A 19,088-nucleotide genomic window follows, 5' to 3' on the forward strand; every position below is an offset into this window, starting at 1 on the left:
CCGTTGGGCGAGTCATGCGGCGCAAGGCCAGTGGCGCAGCATCACGTCCAGCGCATCGAGACTGCGCAACCACGACGCGTCGGAAGCCGGTGCGCTGTGCGAGAACCCGCCGGCGCTTTCGAGTGTGACGTAGCCCATGAAAAAGCCGCCGAGCAGCCGGATCGCATGCGGCTGCTCGGCTTCCGGCATGTCGTAGCTGCGCAGCACGGCCGAGGTCATCCTGACGAGCCGGCCGCCGGCGCTTTCAGTGGCGCGCTCGACGCTCAGCGGGTGGCGCGCGGCTGCAAAACGGCCGGGGTGCTCGCGCGCGTAGTCGCGATAGACGTTGGCGAGCGCTGTCAGCGCGTCCTTGGCGCTACGGCCGGCCAGTGCTTCGGTTGCGCGATCGGCGAGTTCCCTCAGCGCGAAGAGTGCGATCCGGCTCTTGAGGTCGTCGAAACTCGGGACATGGGAGTACAGGCTGGCGAGCTTGACGTCGAAGTGACGCGCGAGCGCTGCGCCGGTCAGGTGCTCGAAGTCGGTCTCATCGGCGAGCTGTGCGCCGGCTTCGACGAGTTTGTCCAGGGTGATGCCGGCGCGTGCCATGACGGATGCTATTCAAGTTAGTCAAGCGGCTAATTGTATTAGGTTTGGTGGGGTTGTCAATTTTCCGGGCGTACCGCTTCTGCCTGTGCGTCATTGGGGTGACGTGTTCCGGTGCGTCGAAGCGCTATGGCTTCATGTGATCGGGGATGGCCGCTTTGGTCGGGTGTCGTGCGTCAGGAAGCGGAGACAAACACGTGCCGGGCATGTAAGCCATATCCACCCGGCTGTCGCGGCGATCGGGATCTGCGTCGTCTGCGCATCACCCGTTCCGACGGGTGGCCCGTTGATGCCCGCACGATGCCCGTACCTGCCGTACAAGGGCCGTAGAGGGCGGAATTACCCAGCCACGCTTGCTGACGTTGCATCGCGTAGCGACTTGGGCGTCCGCCCTGTTCGTGACGATTACCCCAGCTCGAACGACGTCACCCCGAACACGCGATCGATTGCAATCGACGGCGCGTCTTGCGTGTACATCCGCGCGGTTTCGAAGACGCTCGTCATGCCGTGCCGTTCCGCCAGCGCGACGGCTGCGGGGTTCGTTTCCGGCACGTCGAGCACGATGACCTCGCCGGGCATGCGCGCGGCCAGCGCGCGAAACAGCCCGGTGGCAACGCCTGCGTCGTCGGCGAACAGCGGGCCGACCTTGCAGCCCGCCTTGCAGCGGCGCACGACACCGTATCCGGCGATACGGCCGGCGTCGACGGTCACGAGCGCGACGGCATCCGGCTGCGCGATCCACGCGGAGACGAAACGCGCGCGTGCCGCTGGAAAGCACCGGCGGTCGTAGGCGAGCAACTGCTCGAACGGCACGTCGGCCGCGGCGGTCACGTGCGCGCACCCGATGCCGTCCACGCGCCCCTGATAGCGGATGTTGCGGTACGCGAGCGCGAATCCGGACTTCCGGTAGTTCGCCTGCTGGGCCACGACACCATCGAGTCCGATGTTGCGATCGGCGAGGTAACGCATGCCGTGCTGCCAGATTCGGATGCCGAAGCCCTTGCCGCGAAACCCGGGTTTCACGATGTAGAGGCCGATGAAACCAAAGCGTTCGTCGTAGGCGACGGCGGCGAGGCACGCGACGGGCTCGCCACGCCAGACGCCGACGAAGAACCCGGCCGGGTCCGCTTCCCAGAAACAGGAAGGATCATGCAGGCCGGGGTTCCAGCCTTCCGCCGCCGCCCATTCGATCGACATGGCTACCTCGTCGGCCGACATGGTGCGCACGATGAAGTCTTCGTGTTGATCCATGATTCACCCCGGTCGCAGCGCTAGGGAATGCGCGTTGCGTTACGTGAAATGTATCGAGGAAGCGTGAGCCGGCAGCCCCGTGGCTGCCGGCCGGATCATCATAGTCCGAAGAATGGAACGAGTGTGTGATGACCGATGCCGAGCCGAAGCGGCCATGACGGGTTGTATCCCCCACGTTCGGGAAAATCTCCGTCGGCGAAAAACTCATGGATGGAACGTTTCGCCACGCATCAGCATGTCGATGAACTCCCCGATTTTGCGCGCCCTTGTTTCGGGCTTTTTGGCATTCTGTATGCGATACAGGATCGCATAGCGGTTACGGCTGTTCAGGGTTGCGAAGAATTTTTTGGCTCCGGGATTGGCGTCCAGGGCCGCCTGCAGGTCGTCCGGCACGGTCGAGTTGCTGGCCGACGTATAAGCAGCGTTCCAGCGGCCGTCCTTCCTGGCCTTCTCGATTTCGCCCATGCCGGGCGGGCGCATTCTGCCTGCGGCGATCAGTGCTTCGGCCCGGTCCTTGTTGAGTTGCGACCACAGGCTTTTGGCAGTGCGTGGGGTGAAACGTTGTAACCAGTATTGGTCGTTCCCGGCCCGCTTTTGACCATCGATCCAGCCATGGCAGAGGGCGCTTTCCAGCGCCTGTTCGTAGGTGACGGTTCGCTGCCCGGTGCCTTTTTTCGCGAGACGCAGCCATGCGCCGGTTGACGTGCTGCCGTTTTCCCCTAACCAGCTTTCCCATTCGATCTGACTGGCAAACGTGAGCGTGCATTCGGTCATGTCGATGTCCTGAATGGTGAGTACATCTACGGGGAAGGCGTCCGCAGTCTAACAGTGTTGATACGGACATTGACGCCCGTGGCGCGACCGAAAGACCGGCAGATCCGCAGTCACCAGCCCGTAGACGGGTTTGGGTCGCAATACCGTTTCCCATACCCGGTGACGGAAGCATCAAACTCTGCTTCCCGACGGGAGACCTTGCCGCCCACCGCGCCAAGGTCTCCTCAATCACCCGTCAGAACGTGTAACTCACTTTCCCGAACGCCGTCCGCCCAAGCGTGTTGTATCCATACGCGGTCATGTACTGCCGGTCGAACAGGTTCGACACCGTCGCCGACACCGTCAGGTGCGAATTGATCCGGTACGACGCGCGCAGGCCCACCGTCAGGTACGACGGCAGATAGGTCGAGTTGGCCGGATCGTCGAACGTCGTGCCGCCGTAAAGCAGCGACGCCCCCGTGCTCAACGCATGCAGGTGGAGTTCATCCCACGTGTGATCGATGTTGACGCTGACCGTCTGGCGCGGACGGCGGCTGAGCCAGGAGTCGTTGGTCTCGTCCTGCGGATTGAGGATCCCGACCGCGACGCTCACCGGCGTCGAGCGGCCGATCGTCCCCTTGTACGACAGGTCGATGCCGCGAATATGCGCGCGACCGATGTTCATCGGCGAGAACGTCGCCGGGTTGTACGCGATCAGGTTGGTGACCCGCGTGTCGTAGATCGCGGCCGTGAACGTACCGTACGACGTGTTCGCATCGACCGCGGCCTCGACCGACGTGTTGCGTTCCGGGCTGAGATCCGGATTGCCGTAGCCGGGGTAGTACAGGTCGTTGAACGTCGGCAGCTTGAACGCATTGCCGTACGACACGCGCGCCGTATACACCGGCGTGATCGCCCACGACAGCGCCGCGTTACCCGTATTCACCGACTGCCCGGCGATGATTTCATGGCGCCCCGCGAGGAACATCGTCACGCTGCCGAGCGTCGCCGACTGATGCAGCGAGAACGCGGAATCGTTGCGCGTCGGTATGCCGCCCGGCATATCGACCGGCAGGAACGCCTGCTCGCGCGTGAAGTCGTAGGCGAGCTTGGTCTCGCCCGACAGCGGCAGCCCGAACAGGTGGAACCCGCGTTCCTGATGCGTCAACGACGTCGACGTGCTGATGCGCTGCGAATTGATCTGGTCGGTCGGGATGGCCGGATCGCTCGCGTAGAGGAACTGGCGATCGTTCGCATAACCGAACGACTGGTCGAGCTGCGTGTCGGGTGTGATGTCGAGATGGAACGCGATACCGGTCGTCAGCTGATGATCGAGCTGGCGGTTCGCATAACCGCTGTTGTCGTAGGACAGATCGGACCGGTGATACAGCGCGAACGTCGAGATCGACCAGTTGTCGCGCGCGTAGCCGAGGCGCGCATCGAGATCCTGCGCGTGGTACGGGTTGCGGCCGGCCTCATGGTACGGCAGCACGGGCCGCGTCGAGTCGATGCCGGCCGTGTTGTACGAGCGCAGGCCGAGCGAGTAGGTGAGCCCGCCGAGCGCGGCGAGCGGCCCGGTCGACGGCACCGTGCCCGACGTGCGGAGCTGCGTGTCGAACGTCTTGTTCGACCCGCCGCCGAACGACACGGTCGTCTGGTTCGGCTGGTTGGCGGCGCGGCGCGTGAAGAGCTGCACGACGCCGCCCATCGCATTGGCGCCGAACGACGCGGCAGCCGGCCCCGAAATCACTTCCACACGTTCGAACGCTTCGGTCGGCAAGTCGGCCCACGGCGCGATGCCGGTGGTCGGCGAGCCGATCCGGATGCCGTCGATGAACACGGCGACCTGGTTGGCCGACGAGCCGCGGATGCTGACCGACGCGGACGAACCGGGGCCGCCGTTCTGCGAGACGGTCACGCCGGGCAGCGTCGCAAGCGCCTGCGTGATGCTCGGGTCGCTCGGCGACAGCCGGTCGAGATCGGTGCGCGTGAGCACCTGGGTCGTCGCATAACGCTGGTCGAACGACTCGGGCAGGCGCCGCGTGTCGGTCACGTCGATCGTCGGCAGGTCGGTGCCTTCGGCGGCCGGGGCCGGTTGCGAAACCGCGGTGTCGCCGGCGGCGTGGGCGAGGGGCGAGAGGAGCGCGGTCGCGGCGGACGTGGCAAGGAGGTGTCGAATCTTCATGAGGCTGTCGTTGTCGTCGGGCTGCGCTGGCGTCGATCGTGAGCGGGCGGCGGGCAGCACCGGTCTTGTTATCGGTGATCGGGTTATCGCGCGACCGGGCCGGGCAGGCCGGTGTCGCGGGCGTCGGCGCGGCGCACGCCGGCGGACGCAGTCGATGGGGGACGGCACGTGCGTGCGGGCGGGCCGTGCAGGCCGGCGGCGTGCCGGCGCGGCGCTTCCGGTGCGGAAGCGGATGCGGTAACAATGGACATCGGGCGGATCCTGAGGTCGGGCCGTCCATGCAGCGGGCGACCGCCAACGGCGGTGCCTGGCGCTCCGGGACACCCCGCCCGGTGCGGCTGCCTGGACCTCGGGTCGATGGCAGGTCTCCTGGCTCGCGGGTCGTCATTCGTGCGGGCCTTCCCGGTTTCCCAGTGGCACGCAGTGGCACGAATTCACCGCTCACAGTTGCGGGGGCAGCCGCAGATTCGAGGCATGGCCTCTCCTGCGTTCCCTTTTGATCCCGTCTCCGGGCACCATCAGCGCGCAAGGGTAATGGCGTGCGCGCCGCTACGTCAAATATCCGGCGACGCAGGGATGCGAAAAAACGTCATTGCCGGGCAAATCCTTTCGAAATCCTTTCCTTCATGCGTCGGCGCCGCGTTTCATGTCTGATGAAACAGGGTGGTTCGACGCCGTGCGATCGCGCCTGAACCGGCTCGGCGCGACCCCTGTCCACCGGACGAACGCGCGGCGAAACGCCTCCTCGCCGCCGAACCCGAGATGCGCGGCAATCCGCGCGACCGGCCAGTCCGATTCGCGCAGGCAGCGTTGCGCGGCTTCGGCGAGACACTGCTCCTTCAGCGCGTGATAACCGGTGTGCTCGGCCATCAGCCGCCGCCGCAACGTCGCCTCGCTGACCCCGAGCCACGCGGCCGGTTCGGCGAGTGCCGGCAACGCCTGTTCGTGCGCGAGCGCCGCATCGAGGAAACCGCGCACCTGCTGCGTCCACGACACGACGGCCGGTGCCGCATCGATCAGGCGAAACGGAAAATCGACGAGAAACGCGTCGAGCTCGGCCGGCTGCCGGATCACGCGGCACGCGAGCCGCGCCGCATCGAACGCGAAACCGTAGGTCTTGCGGCCCACTTCAACCGGCGCATTGAACAGTCCGAGCAGTGGCATCGCGTCGTCGCGGCGCGGATGGCCGAGCCACACGTCGGTCGGCCGCAACGGCTGCCCGATCAGCCAGCCGAACAGCTGCAGGTAGCAGAACAGCCCGGTCAGGTCGACCAGGCACGCGGCCGGGCTGCGCGTACGCCGCAGCGAATCCATCCGGAACAGCGCACGCCCATCGCGCATCGCAAGCGTCAGGTGACCGGCGCGCGGCTGCAGCATTTCGCAGAACTCGGCCGCACAGCGGATCGCGTCGGCGAGCGTTGCGCAACTCAGCAGGCAGCGGCACATCAGGTCGACTTCGCGCTTGCGCATCGGCGGGTGACCGTCGCCGCGCGCGACCCGCGCCTCGAGCCGCTCGATCGCGTCGCGGTACAGCGCGACGAAATCGCCCGGTGTCGTCGCCGGTCGAGGTGGCTGCGCATCGCGGTCGGCCGGCGGCGCGCCGCTGCGCGTGAGTTCGCTCAGCAGGCGCGCGCCGAGGCCCGGCAGGATACGGCCGCGGGCCGGCATGGCGCGCTGTTTCATGAGTTTCCCGATCTGATCGTTGCGACAGGGGCCGGTGAGCGGGCCGGTAGGGGCCCGCTCATCGCCGCCACGCAAGAATGCTATCCACGCCGGCCACCCGCGGCCTCGCCGGAACGGCGTAGGCCGGCCGCCGATCCTTGTCACGAACGACTACGGACGACACGCGAATGATCCAGATCGTAGACGAAATCACGCTCGCGCCCGAGCGCATTCCCGACGTGCTTGCGCTGCTGCGCGACCGCTACCTGCCGGGCCACGCGGCACGCGGGCTGACGGCGGCTGGCCACTGGGTGTCGCCGCCCGTCGCGGTGCCGGGGCAGCCGAGCACGCTGTGGCTGACCTGGCACGTGGCCGATGCGCCGGCCTACTACCGGATGCGCGCGCTGACGGATGCCGGCGTGGTCGGTTTCTGGATGGCGGTCGACGCGCTGTGCGACGTGCGCCGCCGCCATGTGATGACGGACGCCGATGCGCCGCTGCCCGCGCTGACGGAGGTCGATCATGCGGCATGACACGGCACAGGTGTTCGTGTCGGCGGATTGCGACGCCGGTGGCATCGAACGCGCGTTGCACGAAGCGGCACACGCGCTGGCCGGCGCGAAACGCGTGGTGCTGGCGCGCAATCTGGACGGCAGTTGGGGCGCGGGCGACTACACGCTCGACGTGCTGCGCGACGATTCGGCGGCCAATGGCACAGCCAACTGCGCGGCCGACGGCACGGCGGATTTCGCCACGCTCGCGCAACTGCCGGGCATCGTACGCATCGACGGCGCCGTGTGCCGCGCGATCGGCGGCGGCCTGCGCGAGCCCGCGCTGCGCGACGGCGTGTGGCGCACGCTGATGCTGCGCGTGCGGCCGCAGGCCGGCGCCGCGCAGGTCGCCGCGCTCGAACGCGAACTGCTGCGCATGCCCGCGTTCATGCCCGGCATCCGCAACTGGCGCCTGAGCCGGATCGCGACCCCGGGCGCATGGACACACGTGTGGCAGCAGGAATTCGCGCACGTCGGCGATCTGCTCGGCGAATACCTGATGCATCCGTATCACTGGGGCTGGGTCGACCGCCGGTTCGATGCCGAAAGCCCCGACTGGACCGTCGATGCGATCTCGCATGCGTTCTGTCCGCTCGCGTCGAGCCTGCTGGCCGAGACGGCGGCGTGACGCGGCGCGAACGTCAAGCCGACAACACCCCTGGAGACACGAAGATGCGAGCCCTGTTGATCGACCGCGCGGGTCATTCCGACGCGTTGCGGATGGCCGACGTGCCGGCACCGACGCCGGGCCCCGGCGACGTGCTGATCCGCGTTGCCTTTGCGGGCGTCAATCCCGCCGACTGGAAATGCCGCGAAGGCTACCTCGGCGCATTCATGCAGTACACGTTTCCGTTCGTGATCGGCTTCGACGCGGCGGGCGTGGTCGAAGCGGTCGGCGACGGCGTCGACGGTTTCGCGCCCGGCATGCGGGTGTTCGCGCAGACCGACGTCGGCGCGGGGCGCTGGGGCGCGTATGCGGAATACGTGGCGGTGCGCCACGACTCGGTCGTGCGCGTGCCCGACGCGGTGAGCCTCGCGGAAGCCGCCACGGTGCCGACCCCCGCGCTTGCCGCGTGGGCCGGCCTGTTCGACGACGGCGGGCTGCGGGCCGGACAGACCGTGCTGGTGCACGGCGGCGCGGGCGCGGTCGGCACGTTCGCGATCCAGCTCGCGGCGCAGGCCGGCGCGCGGGTCGCGGCGACGTGTTCCGCGCGCAACCGCGAGACGATCGAATCGCTGGGCGCCGCGGCAAGCATCGACTATCGCGCGCAGGACATCGCGGCGGCGCTGCGCGCATGGGCGCCCGGCGGGGTCGACCTCGTGCTCGACGCGGTCGGCGGCGACACGCTGCCCGACGCGCTCGACCTGCTGGCACCGGGCGGCACGCTGGTGAACATCATGACGCTCGCACCGGGCGATGCGCAGCGGCTGGCCGCGACGGCCGCCGAAGCCGCCCGGCGTGGCCTGCGCACCGCGATGACCTACAGCCGGATGCCGAGCGGCGCCACGCTCGGCCGGATCGCGGCGCAACTCGAGCGGTGCGCACTGCGCGTGCCGCGCTTCGACCGATTTCCGCTCGAACAGGCGGCCCATGCCCTCGATCTCGTTCAAACGGGCGAGGCGAAAACGAAGCTGGTGCTTCATGTTGCGGATATCGCCGGTTGAGCGGCCCGCACGCCCATCACAGGAGACAACGATGACCGATACCCGAACCGGCGTACTGGCCGGCAAGTGCGCGCTCGTGACCGGCGCAAGCCGCGGCATTGGCCGTGCGATCGCGCAGCGCCTGGCATCCGAAGGCGCGACCGTCGTCGTGACGGCACGCAGCCTCGCGCAATCGGCCACGACCGCCGGCACGCTCGCCGAAACGGTCGCGCTGATCGAGCAGGCGGGCGGTCGCGCGCTCGCGCTCGCGGCCGACCTGTCGAACGCGGCCGAGCGCGACGCGCTCGTCGGGCGCGCGGCGCAGGCGGCCGGCGGCTTCGACATCCTCGTCAACAACGCGGGCGTGGCGGACTATGCGTGCGTCGACGCGATGCCGATGACGATGTTCGACACGACGATCGAACACTATCTGCGGATTCCGTTCGCGCTGGCGCAGGCCGCGATCCCGCTGATGCGTGCGCGCGGCGCCGGCTGGATCGTGAACGTCGGCTCGGTGACGGCGCTGCCGCCGCTGCGCCCGTTCGACGATTTCTCGCGTGCGGGCGGCGCGACCGTCTACGCGGCGGCGAAGGCGGCGCTGTCGCGCTTCACGCAGGGGCTCGCGGCCGAACTCGAAGCCGACGGCATCGCGGTGAATCTCGTCGCGCCGAGCACGGCGATCCGCACGCCGGGCGCCGCGCGCTACATCCCCGAAGGCTATCCGACCGAGGATGTCGCGTATCTCGCGGAAACCGCGCTCGCGCTGTGCAGCCTGCCGGCGCGCGAACGCACCGGCCTCGTCACGCACAGCCTGCATTTCCCGCTCGCGCAGCAGCTCGAGGTGCATTCGCTCGACGGCCGCACGGTGCTGCCGCCGCCGGTGATTCCCGCGTACGCGCATCCCCACATCGACCCCACAGGACTCTGATCGACATGACGAACCCGATTCGCTTCGACGGCGGCACCGCCGTGATCACCGGCGCGGCCAGCGGCATCGGCAGCGGGCTTGCACGCCATGCTGCCGGGCTCGGCATGCGCGTCGTGCTGGCCGATCTCGACCCGGCGAAGCTCGACGCATTCGCCGCGACGCTCGACACCGACGTGCTGTGCGTGCCGACCGACGTCAGCCGGCCGGAAGCCGTCGACGCGCTGGCGGAAGCCGCGTGGCAGCGCTTCGGCGGCGTCGACCTGCTGTTCAACAACGCGGGCGTGATGGCGACCGGCTTCAGCTGGGAAATCACACCGGAGCGCTTCGAGCGCAGCTTCGCGATCAACGTGCACGGCGTGCTGAACGGGATCCGCAGCTTCGTGCCGCGGATGCTCGAACGCAACGTGCCGGCGCGCATCGTGAATACCGCGTCGGTGGGCGGGTTCCTGCCGAGCCCGCTGATGTCGCCTTATTCGGCGACGAAATTCGCGGTGGTCGCGCTGACCGAATCGCTGTACGGAGAACTGAAGATGCTCGGTGCGCCGGTCGGCGTGTCGTTGCTTGCGCCTGGCCCCGTGCAATCGGGCATCTTCAACGACCCGTTCGGCGCGGTGCACGACCGGCCCGAAGTGCGCGGCTTCGTCGACACGATGCGCTCGATGCTGAACGCGCACGGGCTCACGCCCGACGCGTTCGCCGAGCGGGTGTTCGACGGCATCCGTGCCGGGCGCTACTGGCTGATTCCGCAACCGGAGACGATCGACGGCGCGCTGCAGCGGCGCACCGACGACATTCTGGCCGCGCGCGATCCGTCGTTGCCGTCGTTCTGAGGGCCGGGCGGCATTGGCGCCCGGCGCGAGCCGTCACATGTGCGTGCCGGAATGCGTGCGACCGCTCGGGTCGCCGCCGCGATCGGGGGGCGTATTGTTCTGATCGATCTTCGCGAGCACGAAGCCGGCGTGCGGCAACGCGGCGGGCGAGCGGTGCGTCGCTTGCGCGACGGCGTCGTACGGCGACGCGGCGGGAAAACCGGATGACGTCACGCCCGGTTGAGCGAACGCCGAAAGGGAAGCGGCCGCCAGGGCGGCGGCGACGATCGCGTGCGTTTTCATGGTGGCTCCTTCACGACTGACTGCGCGACTGACTGCGCGACTGACTGCGGTGCAACGTAATCAGTCTAGGGCGCGAAACTTAACGCGGCGTGAAGGAGCGATGCGGCGGAGTGCGGCGCGGATCACGGAATGGTCATGCGCGCCGCGATGGTCACGCCGACGCGGACACCAGCGTGCAGAAGTTCTCGAGATCGACGTTGCCGCCGCTGATCACCACGCCGACGCGCTTGCCCTGCAGCGCATCCTTCATCCGTCGCACGGCGGCGAACGACAGGCAGCCGGTCGGCTCGACCACAATCTTCATACGCGTGGCGAAGAAACGCATGCAGTCGACCAGTTCCGCGTCGGTCGCGGTGAGGATGTCGTCGACGTCGCGGCGGATGATCGGGAACGTCAGGTTGCCGAGGTGCTGCGTCTGCGCGCCGTCGGCGATCGTGCGCGGCGTGTCGATATGCACGATCGCGCCGGAGCGGAACGATTGCTGGCCGTCGTTGCCGGCTTCCGGCTCGACGCCGTACAGCGTCGCGTGCGGCGACAGCGCGCGCGTCGCGAGCGCGGTACCCGACAGCAACCCGCCGCCGCCGAGCGGCGTGAATACCGCGTCGAGCGGGCCGACTTCGTCGAACAGTTCCTTGGCCGCCGTGCCCTGGCCGGCGATCACGTCCGGGTGGTCGTAGGGCGGGATCAGCGTGAGCCCGTGCCGCGCCGCGAGATCGCGCCCGATCTGCTCGCGATCCTCGGTGTAGCGGTCGTAGGTCACGACCTTGCCGCCGTAGCCGCGCGTCGCGGCGATCTTCGCGGCCGGCGCGTCCTGCGGCATCACGATCGTCGCGGGAATGCCGAGGATGCGCGCCGACAGCGCGATCGCCTGCGCATGGTTGCCGGACGAGAACGCGACGACGCCGTTGCGGCGCTGCTCCGCGTCGAAGCGCGACAGCGCGTTGAACGCGCCGCGGAACTTGAACGCGCCCATGCGCTGCAGGTTCTCGCACTTGAAGAACACCTGCGCGCCGAGCGCTTCGTCGATCGTCCGCGACGTCATCACCGGCGTGCGGTGCGCATGGCCTTCGAGCCGGGCCGCGGCGGCGGCAACGTCGTCGTACGTGGGGAGAGTCGGAGCGTTCATGGTCGTTTGGGGTCGGAAAGGTCAGTCAACAGGGACGCCGCGCGCACGGCGCGCCGGAATCCGGAATCATTTCGCATCGTTGTAGACGGTCGCGCGCGAGACGCCGAGATGCTGCGACACGATTTCCATCGCGCGGCGCACTTCGAGGAAACCGTCGGCTTTCAGCGCCTGCATCAGCTCGCGGCGCTGGTCGGTCTTCAGTTCGCGCGGCGTCGTCGCGAGGCGCATTGCGAATGCGTCGATGCGTTGCCGGATCGCGTCCGCGCCGGCCGGGTCGAGCGTTTCGGCGACGGCTTCGCCGTCCGTGCTGCAGAACTGGTTCAGCATGCCCTGGAAGCCGCGGAACAGCGTGGTGTCGGCGTTCAGGCACAGCGCGGCCACGTAGCGGCCGGTCGAATCCTTGATGCCGATCGACGTGCTTTTCGCGGTGCGGCCGTCGGCGAAGCGGTTCGGGTAGTTCGCGAGCACTTGCGGGAAATCGTCATCCGCGATGCGGGCGAGGCCGAGCTCGGTCGCGGGATCGCCGACTGCGCGTCCCGACAGGTTGTTGTGGATCGCGAGAATCGCGTGCTTCGGCGTGCGCAGGTCGTGAACCACGACCTCGGTGAACGGCGCGAACATCGCGCCGAGCCCTTCGGCAATGCGCTGCACCTGTTCGATCAGCGATGCCTGCTCGGACGGCGCCTTGTTCCGGGTGGTGGTCATGGTGGTTTCGCGTTCGGGGTTCGGATCGATTTGACGGCGTCGGGAAATGGGCGACCGGCGGCGGGCGGGTTACTCGCCGTCCGCCGCTTGCGGCCGCGTGATGTCGGCGAGCAGCGGCTGCGCGATCCGCACGTAGTCGGCCGCGTCGAGTACGACGGAGCGGTCGAGGCGGCCCGCGTTGAATGCAATCTCGGTGTTGTGTTCGACCAGTGCGGGATCGACGACGAGCGTCACACCGGTGTCGAACACGAACGGCGGCACGGCGCCCATCACGCAGCGCGTGACGGCGGCCGCGAGATCGGGCGATGCGAGTGTCGCCTTGCGACGGCCGACCGCATCGGCGACCTTGCGGAAATCGATCTTCAGGTGGCCGGGAATCACCGCGAGCGCAGTGGCGTCGCCGCCGTCCTTGAACGTGCACAGCATCGCCTTCGCACCCTGTTCGGGGCGTGTGCCGCGCAGCGCGGCGATCGCGTCGGATTTTCCCTCGGCCGGATGTTCCAGCACGCGGAATCGTGCGCCGGACGTGTTCAGCAGATCGCAAAGCGTGTCGAAAACGGGGTAGTCGCTCATGTCGCTCAGGGCAGGCGGGGCCGGGGAATCGAGGCGCGCCAGGGGCGAATGCTTCGGCGTGCCAGTCGATGGATTGTCCAATTATAGACGTTTTGTCATGGGCGTGGCAAAGGTGCGTGCGGGCGGGGCGTGGAGGGCGCTGCGGGTGGAAAAGGGATCGACAAACAGTTGCGTTGCGCAATGTTGATGAGCGCCGGGGAATTGCCGGCGTGCGGCCCGTTGAAGGATGAGGACTTCGGGCGAGGGGAATCGCGACGGGATTCCGGCGCCAGCGTCATGCCGCCGGCCAGGACGGGAACGCGCGATCCCCCGCCGTTACTTCGTCAATCCTCGCTCCTCCCATCGGTCCCAGGTCTTCAGCGCTTGACGGGCCGCCCTGCCGAACAGGAACGACAGCGTGTCGCTCTTCATCGACATCGATTTGCGGTTCACGATCCAGAAGTCCGTCAAGGCCGTTTGCTTCCCGCTCAGCATGTCCGCGATCGTCCGGCCGTTGAGGTGCGTCAGGGCGACGCCGTGACCGAAACATCCACCCGAGTAGATGATGCGTTCGTCGTCGATGAAACCGATTTTCCGCGACGATGGAGGCCTACGCCAATACGTACGACAGTGTCAGCGCGGACACGTCGCTGACAGCCGAGGGCCGCCTGGAGAAAGTGGTCAGGTTGTTGCTCGAGGACGGCAAGCAGCCCCGGACGCAAAGCCTGTTCGTGAACTTCTGGGCACTGGCGCAGACTCAGGAGTTCGCGCGGAAAATGCTCGAAGAGGGATACGGGTTTCAACGGCGCGTGATCGCCGGATTCATCGAGGCCGTGAACCCGGCGCTGTCGCAAGCCGCGCTCGCGAGGCGAGCCGCGCTGGTTACCGCGCAGATCGAGGGGCTCATCGTGTTGATACCGCAAAGAAACCGTTTCCCGTCTGATATCAAGGGAATCGAGGACGATGCGGTGATGGCCGTTCTGGCTTTAGCCAAGGCGCCATGAATTGAATCGCTGCGATGCGGTTCGACGTCTCCGGCATCGGCTCGAGTGGTCGAAGCCCGTCGAGTCAGGCGCAGAGACGTTGACGCGACGAAACTTGCTTGCAACTGGCTGGAAACAGGATCTACGAGGAGAACACGGGCAATGTCGATCGGCATGCAGGAAGCGCGCGGAGATGCTTCATCCTTTGGGCGGCGATATTCACGCGCCCGAAGAAGCAGGAAACTCGACTTTTCCATCCAAACGGTGCTGACGCTCGTCCTGGCGCTGGTTGCGCACTGCGCGTTTGCGTCGAGCAACGTGACCGACGACGAGCAGCAACAAGCTGCGTTGCGTACCCTGATGGGCACGGACCCGGCCCCGGCAGACAGTGTGAAGGGTGTCGCGCTGTCACCATGGGCGCATGGTCCATCGGCTTCCGGGCCGCTTTGGGTCGTGGCCGCATTGGTCCAGCGCCCGACCGAGACCGTCGACGCGGAGTTGTGGACAGGTGTGCTGACCCGCGACGGGCAAGGGTTCCGCCTGCTCGCGAGCGATCGGAGCGAGCGCGTCGATACGTCGCCGATGTTATGGAGTGCCTTCCTGGCCATGGACGTCATTCCCTACCGGATCAGCGCGCAGGAAACTGCCTTTGGCGTGCTCTTTGGCAATAACTACACGTCGACCGCACATAGCGATTCGACCGGGATACTGAGCCTGTACCGTTATCGCGATGGTCGCGTGACGCCCGTCTTCTCCGCGCTTACCGACTGGTCGACCTATGACAAGGACGGGGCGGCGGAATGTGAGGAGAAGAACGACGGAAAACGCGGGAAGCCGGGCGATGCCCGGCGGGATTCCTGTGATGCGGAAAATACGACGGAGACGCATTACGTGCTGTCGTTCAGTCCTCACATGACGAACGGGCACTACGACCTCCTTGTGCGCCCCAAGGGAAAGGCCGGGGCGGGCAAGTCCGCGCGTTTTACCTGGAACGGGAAGACGTATCAGCCGCGCCGGTTCACGGGTGACTGACGGGCAAGAACGGGGCGGCCTCGGTCAATTGCATCCGACAGGCGTCGGCCAGGTACGACGGCTTGAACGAGCCGCTTCCGTCGTTGGCAATTGATCGCCGTGTTGCCAGGACGTCGTTGCCATCCCGGGAAGACGTCGAGGGTTTCATGCGCGGCCGGGGCCGATGGTGACGGCGATGTTCGCAAGCATCACAATGGCTCTCGCCCTTCATTCGAGAGATCCTTTACAAACCATGCAGACGGAAATCGAAGCGCCGGGCCCGGCCGGCCCGTTGAAAGGCACGCTGTTGTCCCCGGGTTCCGGCGATGCCCCGGTGGTGCTGATCGTGCCGGGCTCGGGCCCGACCGACAGGAACGGTAACGCGCCGAACGGGATTCAGCCGTCGACCTACCGATTGCTCGCGGAAGGATTGCGCGATGAAGGAATCGCATCGGTTCGAATCGACAAGCGCGGCATGTACGGCAGCGCGTCGGCGATACCGGATGCCGATGACGTCACGATCGACGAGTACGCGGCCGACGTCCGTTCGTGGGTCGCCGCCATTCGCGCGCGGACGCGAGCTTCCCGGGTGTGGCTGTTGGGGCATAGCGAGGGCGGATGGGTGGCGTTGTCGGCTGCCCGGCAAATGGACGACATCGGCGGCCTGATCCTGGTATCGACGGCAGGGCGCCCGCTAGGGCCCGTGTTGAGGCAACAACTGCAATCGAATCCGGCAAATGCGCCGATTCTTGCCAATGCAATGTCGATCGTCGAATCCCTGGAGGCAGGTGAACGGGTAGACGCAGCCAGGATCGACCCGGCACTCATGCCGTTGTTCAGGCCGCAAGTCCAGCGCTTCCTGATGAGCGAGTTGATCCTCGATCCGGCAGCGCTGCTGGCCGGTTACATGAAGCCCGTGCTCATCGTGCAGGGGGCGCGGGATATCCAGGTCACCGTACAGGACGCGGAACTTCTGAAGCAGGCCGATCCGCAGGCCGAAATGGCGCTGATCGCCGACGCCAATCATGTGCTCAAGACGGTTCGCACGTCGGCGCTGCAGGAAAACCTCGCCGCTTATTCGAACCCGGATCTGCCGCTGGCGGATGGCGTGGTGGCGGCAATTTCGGCGTTCGTGCATGCGGCGACGGCGAGTCGGGGCTAGTCGTGGTCGAATCCGGTTCGCTCGTCGCTGCCGGGCGGCAACGCGAATATCAGCAAGTGCCTCTGAACATTTCCCGACGAAATACTGGCATCAACATCCATGAATGTCATTGTGTGCCGCGTCGCATAGAAACTGTCTCGATTCCTCCGTAATGAGAGAGTTGATGCTTGCCTGACCGACGCAATTCGCGGCGCTACCTTGCTGCGCAGGTCCGTCGAACGCACCGGCATAGACCATCCGGCTCACGATGGCGACGAGTTCATGCGTCTCGTTCTGAGCGCCATTGAGATGCCCGGAGAATATTGCGCCTCCTGAATCTCCAATGCAATTGGTGCCGACGCCCGCTGGCTGTAGATATATCCATCCGCCGCTGCCCGGATTCCGTGTCGACTCCGACAAGGAATTCCATCCCAACTGAGGGTTGTCGCCGGGAACATCGTTGATCGAACCGGTGAATCCATAACCTATGATCGAAATCGGTGTGTTGACCGGGGGGGACTTTCGAGTCAGCGACACGATGTGTTCAGTCGGCGCTCCGTCATAATCGACCGCCAGAATCGCCTGGTCCGCGACCGCATCGGGTGTAGCTTTCGCCGGCGTGGCGGCCCAACGTGGACTGACGAAGATCTGTGTGATGCCGCGCGCCTTTCGTCCCTTGATAGAGACCGTCGAACCGTCCAGCGCCGTCGTGGAGAACCCGTCCTTCCCGGTCTCGCCGTACTTGTAGAACCGGAGGCGATCGGGCGCAAGCTTCTGATTGTTGGCCTCATCCGTTACGCAATGCGCTGCGGTAATGATCCAGTTGCGGGTCGCCAACGTTCCCGAGCATTGGTATTTTCCGTCCAGGCTGATCGCCACGACGTCATCGAAGCCCGAAAACTCGTAAGGCGTTGCCACGTGGCTGTTGGCTGGATGTATATCGTGTTTGCCGACAAGTGGCGGGACATACTTCGGGTCTTTGCCGGTGTTCGGGCAAATCACCTGAATGTCCGGCCCCCCGAGGTGAAGGGCGGCCAGCGCCGGAATGCTGTACTGCTGCGCCATGCGACGCTTGAGATCCGGATCTACCTCGACGCTTGCCGCTGCAAGGGCCAACGTCGATCGTGAAGAGGCCAGGAGCGTGCCGCAATTACCCGCAGCGTTCGCCAACGTCAGCAGTGCGGCTCGGGTTTTGACTTCATCATCGAAGTCGAGCTTGACATCGCGTGGTATGGTGCCGTTCGCGATCTGCTCGACGTTGACTCGTGTCCGAAGAAACGCAGTCAACGTATTCATCACGGGAGCGGGCAGTGCGGCAGATGCGGGCAGTGCCGCGCGCGCTGCATCAGGTTTGCCGAGTGCTCCTGCGACAAGCGGTATGACGGCGTGCGTCACCCGCGCATTCTCATCCGCGGCCTGACCGTGCGCGTTCAGCGATACGGCCGCGAGCAGCGTTGCCGCTGTTGTCAATCTTCTGGGACGCGACGCGCTTTCCGCCATCATTGACATTTCCCCACGACGGTTCCGTTTGCATCGCGGACAGCCTTTTGCGCGCTCAGGCACTCGGAGATGGCCTTGTTGTCATTGGTGACCTTCTTGGCAGCATCCTGCGCCGCGTTCGCCTCGGCGGCGGCTGCATCCGTGCGGGCTTTCGCGCGAGCATCACGCGCCTTCTGGAGCGCATCGAGATCGGTGTTGGCGGTGCTGGCAGCATCCGGTACGGTCGCGTTCGACTTCAGTCCAAGCTTGTTGATGGCGCCATCCGACGACAGTGCGATCGTCGCGGTTTGAGTCTCGAACATTCTGTTTCGGAGCGGGAGGATCACATAGGAGCCGAGTTGAGGCACCGTTTCTTCGCTCACGTGAAATACACCGTGGGTGCTGTACCCGGACGATTCGGAACCACCGGGCATGGGATTGGGGCAGGCCTCGTCGCATGCTTGCAGGAGGCCGTAGGCAGGCTCGCGAAGGATGATTCCTTGGGTGGACGCGCTATCGATGTTCACTTTTTTCTGCACCACGACCGGGTCGATGCGAAGTTCGGTCCGCAGTGATTTGACGATCACGTCATCCTGTCCGGCCGGAATCTCGATCGTGTCCTCATTCTGGTCTCTATTATTCAGTGCCTTATAACCGCGTGGGGTAAGCCATCTATCCAGGATTCGCCTGGGGTAGAAGTGCCCGGAAATTTCGGGATGTTTAGGATCAGGCGTATCGCTCAGTTGAGGCCGCCACACGAACACCGTGCTGAAGGTCGTGGGGGAATTGCTGTCCGGCGCGCTGGCTGCCTGCGTTGCGGAAGCAGTATCGGTGGCACTGGCAGTTGCGGGTTTCGCGGCACCCTTGGTTTTTCCAGAGCCTTGAGCTTGCGATTTGGCTTGCGCGTTCAAAGCCTTGAGCACGTCGGCCTTGCACATGTCCTGGGTGGTCGGGGGCGCCCCGGCGTTGGTCAGCGTCACACCGCCGGCCAGCGATGCGACCCGTAGCGCGGTTCCAACCAAAGCTGTGATTGTGGGGCCGGTCTTGTCCGCGATCGTGGCATTTATCGACTTCAGCGTCGAATTGTCGAAATTCTCTACCGTCAGATCCGTATCTTTGAAGAAATTTCTGAGCGATGAATAGGGAATGTAGTAACGCTCCGAGGGATCGGGCTGTGTCTCGGACGTGATGGTGATTTGTTTGTTTACCTGGATATGGAGCGATCCATTTTTCAGTAGTTCACACTGAGTGATCGTGTACTTGGCCGAGACGATATATATTTTCTGCGGAAGGGAATAGGGGATGCCGTAAATCGGTGAGGAGTCGTCCGGACGTTTGACTGAATAAACGGAAGTGCAGGACGAAAGAACGAAGGGGACGCTCGAAACAAAAATGAGCCAGGCAGCAAGTTTCTTCGCCATTT

The 19,088-nt window shown here is 65.8% G+C and carries 20 protein-coding genes and 1 riboswitch; of the genes, 8 read left to right on the forward strand and 12 right to left on the reverse strand.

What is annotated here, in order from left to right:
• Nucleotides 1-12 precede the first annotated feature (12 nt).
• The 5 genes from PQB87_RS25585 to PQB87_RS25605 form a co-directional block, all read right to left on the reverse strand.
• The gene (locus PQB87_RS25585) at nt 13-585 is read right to left on the reverse strand and encodes a TetR/AcrR family transcriptional regulator (RefSeq protein WP_489244224.1); all 573 of its coding nucleotides are present in this window, start codon (nt 583-585) and stop codon (nt 13-15) included.
• Nucleotides 586-987: 402 nt separating this feature from the next.
• Complete coding sequence (locus PQB87_RS25590; protein ID WP_489244226.1) at nt 988-1,833, reverse strand: GNAT family N-acetyltransferase; 846 nt, start codon at nt 1,831-1,833, stop codon at nt 988-990.
• Nucleotides 1,834-2,037: 204 nt separating this feature from the next.
• A complete protein-coding gene (locus PQB87_RS25595) occupies nt 2,038-2,607 on the reverse strand; it encodes a YdeI/OmpD-associated family protein (RefSeq protein WP_059650580.1) in 570 nt (189 codons plus the stop codon).
• Nucleotides 2,608-2,842: 235 nt separating this feature from the next.
• The gene (locus PQB87_RS25600) at nt 2,843-4,771 is read right to left on the reverse strand and encodes a TonB-dependent receptor domain-containing protein (protein WP_489244227.1); all 1,929 of its coding nucleotides are present in this window, start codon (nt 4,769-4,771) and stop codon (nt 2,843-2,845) included.
• 342 nt (nt 4,772-5,113) lie between these two features.
• A riboswitch (cobalamin riboswitch) is annotated at nt 5,114-5,306 on the reverse strand.
• Between the two features lie 89 nt (nt 5,307-5,395).
• Nucleotides 5,396-6,454, reverse strand: coding sequence for a helix-turn-helix transcriptional regulator (locus PQB87_RS25605; protein WP_489244229.1), 1,059 nt, complete (start codon nt 6,452-6,454; stop codon nt 5,396-5,398).
• A 167-nt stretch (nt 6,455-6,621) separates the two neighbouring features.
• Between PQB87_RS25605 and PQB87_RS25610 the strand changes: the two genes are divergently transcribed.
• Genes PQB87_RS25610 through PQB87_RS25630 form a run of 5 tightly spaced genes read left to right on the forward strand, consistent with a single transcriptional unit; the run spans nt 6,622 to nt 10,386 of the window.
• Entirely contained in the window at nt 6,622-6,966 is a 345-nt protein-coding gene (locus PQB87_RS25610) for a hypothetical protein (RefSeq protein WP_134255826.1), read from the forward strand.
• On the forward strand, nt 6,956-7,612 hold the full coding sequence (locus PQB87_RS25615; protein ID WP_489244231.1) for a Dabb family protein: 657 nt from the start codon (nt 6,956-6,958) through the stop codon (nt 7,610-7,612). The genes PQB87_RS25610 and PQB87_RS25615 overlap by 11 nt, the downstream gene beginning before the upstream one ends.
• Nucleotides 7,613-7,656: 44 nt before the next feature.
• Nucleotides 7,657-8,649 carry an NADP-dependent oxidoreductase gene (locus PQB87_RS25620; protein WP_489244233.1) on the forward strand — a complete coding sequence of 331 codons (993 nt, stop codon included), beginning with the start codon at nt 7,657-7,659 and terminating at the stop codon, nt 8,647-8,649.
• A 31-nt stretch (nt 8,650-8,680) separates the two neighbouring features.
• Nucleotides 8,681-9,556, forward strand: a complete 876-nt coding sequence (locus PQB87_RS25625; RefSeq protein ID WP_301861512.1) for an SDR family NAD(P)-dependent oxidoreductase — start codon at nt 8,681-8,683, stop codon at nt 9,554-9,556.
• A gap of 5 nt (nt 9,557-9,561) precedes the next feature.
• Complete coding sequence (locus PQB87_RS25630) at nt 9,562-10,386, forward strand: SDR family NAD(P)-dependent oxidoreductase (protein WP_059677260.1); 825 nt, start codon at nt 9,562-9,564, stop codon at nt 10,384-10,386.
• A gap of 33 nt (nt 10,387-10,419) precedes the next feature.
• Here the strand turns inward: PQB87_RS25630 and PQB87_RS25635 are convergent, their stop codons facing one another.
• The 5 genes from PQB87_RS25635 to PQB87_RS25655 all read right to left on the reverse strand — a co-directional run bounded on the left by PQB87_RS25635 (nt 10,420) and on the right by PQB87_RS25655 (nt 13,522).
• Complete coding sequence (locus tag PQB87_RS25635) at nt 10,420-10,668, reverse strand: hypothetical protein (protein ID WP_301861511.1); 249 nt, start codon at nt 10,666-10,668, stop codon at nt 10,420-10,422.
• Nucleotides 10,669-10,819: 151 nt separating this feature from the next.
• Nucleotides 10,820-11,794 (reverse strand): threo-3-hydroxy-L-aspartate ammonia-lyase, encoded by a 975-nt coding sequence (locus PQB87_RS25640; RefSeq protein WP_027791681.1) that lies wholly within the window; start codon nt 11,792-11,794, stop codon nt 10,820-10,822.
• 66 nt (nt 11,795-11,860) lie between these two features.
• Entirely contained in the window at nt 11,861-12,499 is a 639-nt protein-coding gene (locus PQB87_RS25645; RefSeq protein WP_021162168.1) for a helix-turn-helix transcriptional regulator, read from the reverse strand.
• A 69-nt stretch (nt 12,500-12,568) separates the two neighbouring features.
• Nucleotides 12,569-13,072, reverse strand: a complete 504-nt coding sequence (locus PQB87_RS25650) for a YbaK/prolyl-tRNA synthetase associated domain-containing protein (protein ID WP_059683646.1) — start codon at nt 13,070-13,072, stop codon at nt 12,569-12,571.
• Nucleotides 13,073-13,387: 315 nt separating this feature from the next.
• Complete coding sequence (locus PQB87_RS25655; RefSeq protein WP_256626316.1) at nt 13,388-13,522, reverse strand: hypothetical protein; 135 nt, start codon at nt 13,520-13,522, stop codon at nt 13,388-13,390.
• A 131-nt stretch (nt 13,523-13,653) separates the two neighbouring features.
• On the opposite strand from PQB87_RS25655, the gene PQB87_RS25660 reads away from it, so the two are divergent.
• The 3 genes from PQB87_RS25660 to PQB87_RS25670 all read left to right on the forward strand — a co-directional run bounded on the left by PQB87_RS25660 (nt 13,654) and on the right by PQB87_RS25670 (nt 16,207).
• The gene (locus tag PQB87_RS25660) at nt 13,654-14,055 is read left to right on the forward strand and encodes a TetR family transcriptional regulator C-terminal domain-containing protein (protein ID WP_059683644.1); all 402 of its coding nucleotides are present in this window, start codon (nt 13,654-13,656) and stop codon (nt 14,053-14,055) included.
• Nucleotides 14,056-14,196: 141 nt separating this feature from the next.
• Nucleotides 14,197-15,066, forward strand: coding sequence for a hypothetical protein (locus PQB87_RS25665; protein WP_301861510.1), 870 nt, complete (start codon nt 14,197-14,199; stop codon nt 15,064-15,066).
• A 175-nt stretch (nt 15,067-15,241) separates the two neighbouring features.
• Nucleotides 15,242-16,207, forward strand: coding sequence for an alpha/beta hydrolase (locus PQB87_RS25670; RefSeq protein WP_301861509.1), 966 nt, complete (start codon nt 15,242-15,244; stop codon nt 16,205-16,207).
• A gap of 90 nt (nt 16,208-16,297) precedes the next feature.
• Here the strand turns inward: PQB87_RS25670 and PQB87_RS25675 are convergent, their stop codons facing one another.
• A complete protein-coding gene (locus tag PQB87_RS25675) occupies nt 16,298-17,689 on the reverse strand; it encodes a trypsin-like serine protease (protein ID WP_301861508.1) in 1,392 nt (463 codons plus the stop codon).
• Entirely contained in the window at nt 17,686-19,086 is a 1,401-nt protein-coding gene (locus tag PQB87_RS25680; protein WP_175830170.1) for a hypothetical protein, read from the reverse strand. The genes PQB87_RS25675 and PQB87_RS25680 overlap by 4 nt, the downstream gene beginning before the upstream one ends.
• Nucleotides 19,087-19,088: the final 2 nt, after the last annotated feature.

Source organism: Burkholderia sp. KL41, assembly GCF_057005415.2.

Excerpts from the sequence above, each read along its gene's own strand:
- PQB87_RS25645 (WP_021162168.1), bottom strand. The coding sequence starts at position 12,499 with ATGACCACCACCCGGAACAAGGCGCCGTCCGAGCAGGCATCGCTGATC.
- PQB87_RS25635 (WP_301861511.1), bottom strand. The coding sequence starts at position 10,668 with ATGAAAACGCACGCGATCGTCGCCGCCGCCCTGGCGGCCGCTTCCCTT.
- PQB87_RS25585 (WP_489244224.1), bottom strand. The coding sequence starts at position 585 with ATGGCACGCGCCGGCATCACCCTGGACAAACTCGTCGAAGCCGGCGCA.
- PQB87_RS25620 (WP_489244233.1), top strand. The coding sequence starts at position 7,657 with ATGCGAGCCCTGTTGATCGACCGCGCGGGTCATTCCGACGCGTTGCGG.
- PQB87_RS25610 (WP_134255826.1), top strand. The coding sequence starts at position 6,622 with ATGATCCAGATCGTAGACGAAATCACGCTCGCGCCCGAGCGCATTCCC.
- PQB87_RS25605 (WP_489244229.1), bottom strand. The coding sequence starts at position 6,454 with ATGAAACAGCGCGCCATGCCGGCCCGCGGCCGTATCCTGCCGGGCCTC.
- PQB87_RS25650 (WP_059683646.1), bottom strand. The coding sequence starts at position 13,072 with ATGAGCGACTACCCCGTTTTCGACACGCTTTGCGATCTGCTGAACACG.
- PQB87_RS25625 (WP_301861512.1), top strand. The coding sequence starts at position 8,681 with ATGACCGATACCCGAACCGGCGTACTGGCCGGCAAGTGCGCGCTCGTG.
- PQB87_RS25670 (WP_301861509.1), top strand. The coding sequence starts at position 15,242 with ATGTTCGCAAGCATCACAATGGCTCTCGCCCTTCATTCGAGAGATCCT.
- PQB87_RS25595 (WP_059650580.1), bottom strand. The coding sequence starts at position 2,607 with ATGACCGAATGCACGCTCACGTTTGCCAGTCAGATCGAATGGGAAAGC.
- PQB87_RS25640 (WP_027791681.1), bottom strand. The coding sequence starts at position 11,794 with ATGAACGCTCCGACTCTCCCCACGTACGACGACGTTGCCGCCGCCGCG.
- PQB87_RS25665 (WP_301861510.1), top strand. The coding sequence starts at position 14,197 with ATGTCGATCGGCATGCAGGAAGCGCGCGGAGATGCTTCATCCTTTGGG.
- PQB87_RS25675 (WP_301861508.1), bottom strand. The coding sequence starts at position 17,689 with ATGATGGCGGAAAGCGCGTCGCGTCCCAGAAGATTGACAACAGCGGCA.
- PQB87_RS25600 (WP_489244227.1), bottom strand. The coding sequence starts at position 4,771 with ATGAAGATTCGACACCTCCTTGCCACGTCCGCCGCGACCGCGCTCCTC.
- PQB87_RS25615 (WP_489244231.1), top strand. The coding sequence starts at position 6,956 with ATGCGGCATGACACGGCACAGGTGTTCGTGTCGGCGGATTGCGACGCC.
- PQB87_RS25680 (WP_175830170.1), bottom strand. The coding sequence starts at position 19,086 with ATGGCGAAGAAACTTGCTGCCTGGCTCATTTTTGTTTCGAGCGTCCCC.
- PQB87_RS25660 (WP_059683644.1), top strand. The coding sequence starts at position 13,654 with ATGGAGGCCTACGCCAATACGTACGACAGTGTCAGCGCGGACACGTCG.
- PQB87_RS25590 (WP_489244226.1), bottom strand. The coding sequence starts at position 1,833 with ATGGATCAACACGAAGACTTCATCGTGCGCACCATGTCGGCCGACGAG.
- PQB87_RS25630 (WP_059677260.1), top strand. The coding sequence starts at position 9,562 with ATGACGAACCCGATTCGCTTCGACGGCGGCACCGCCGTGATCACCGGC.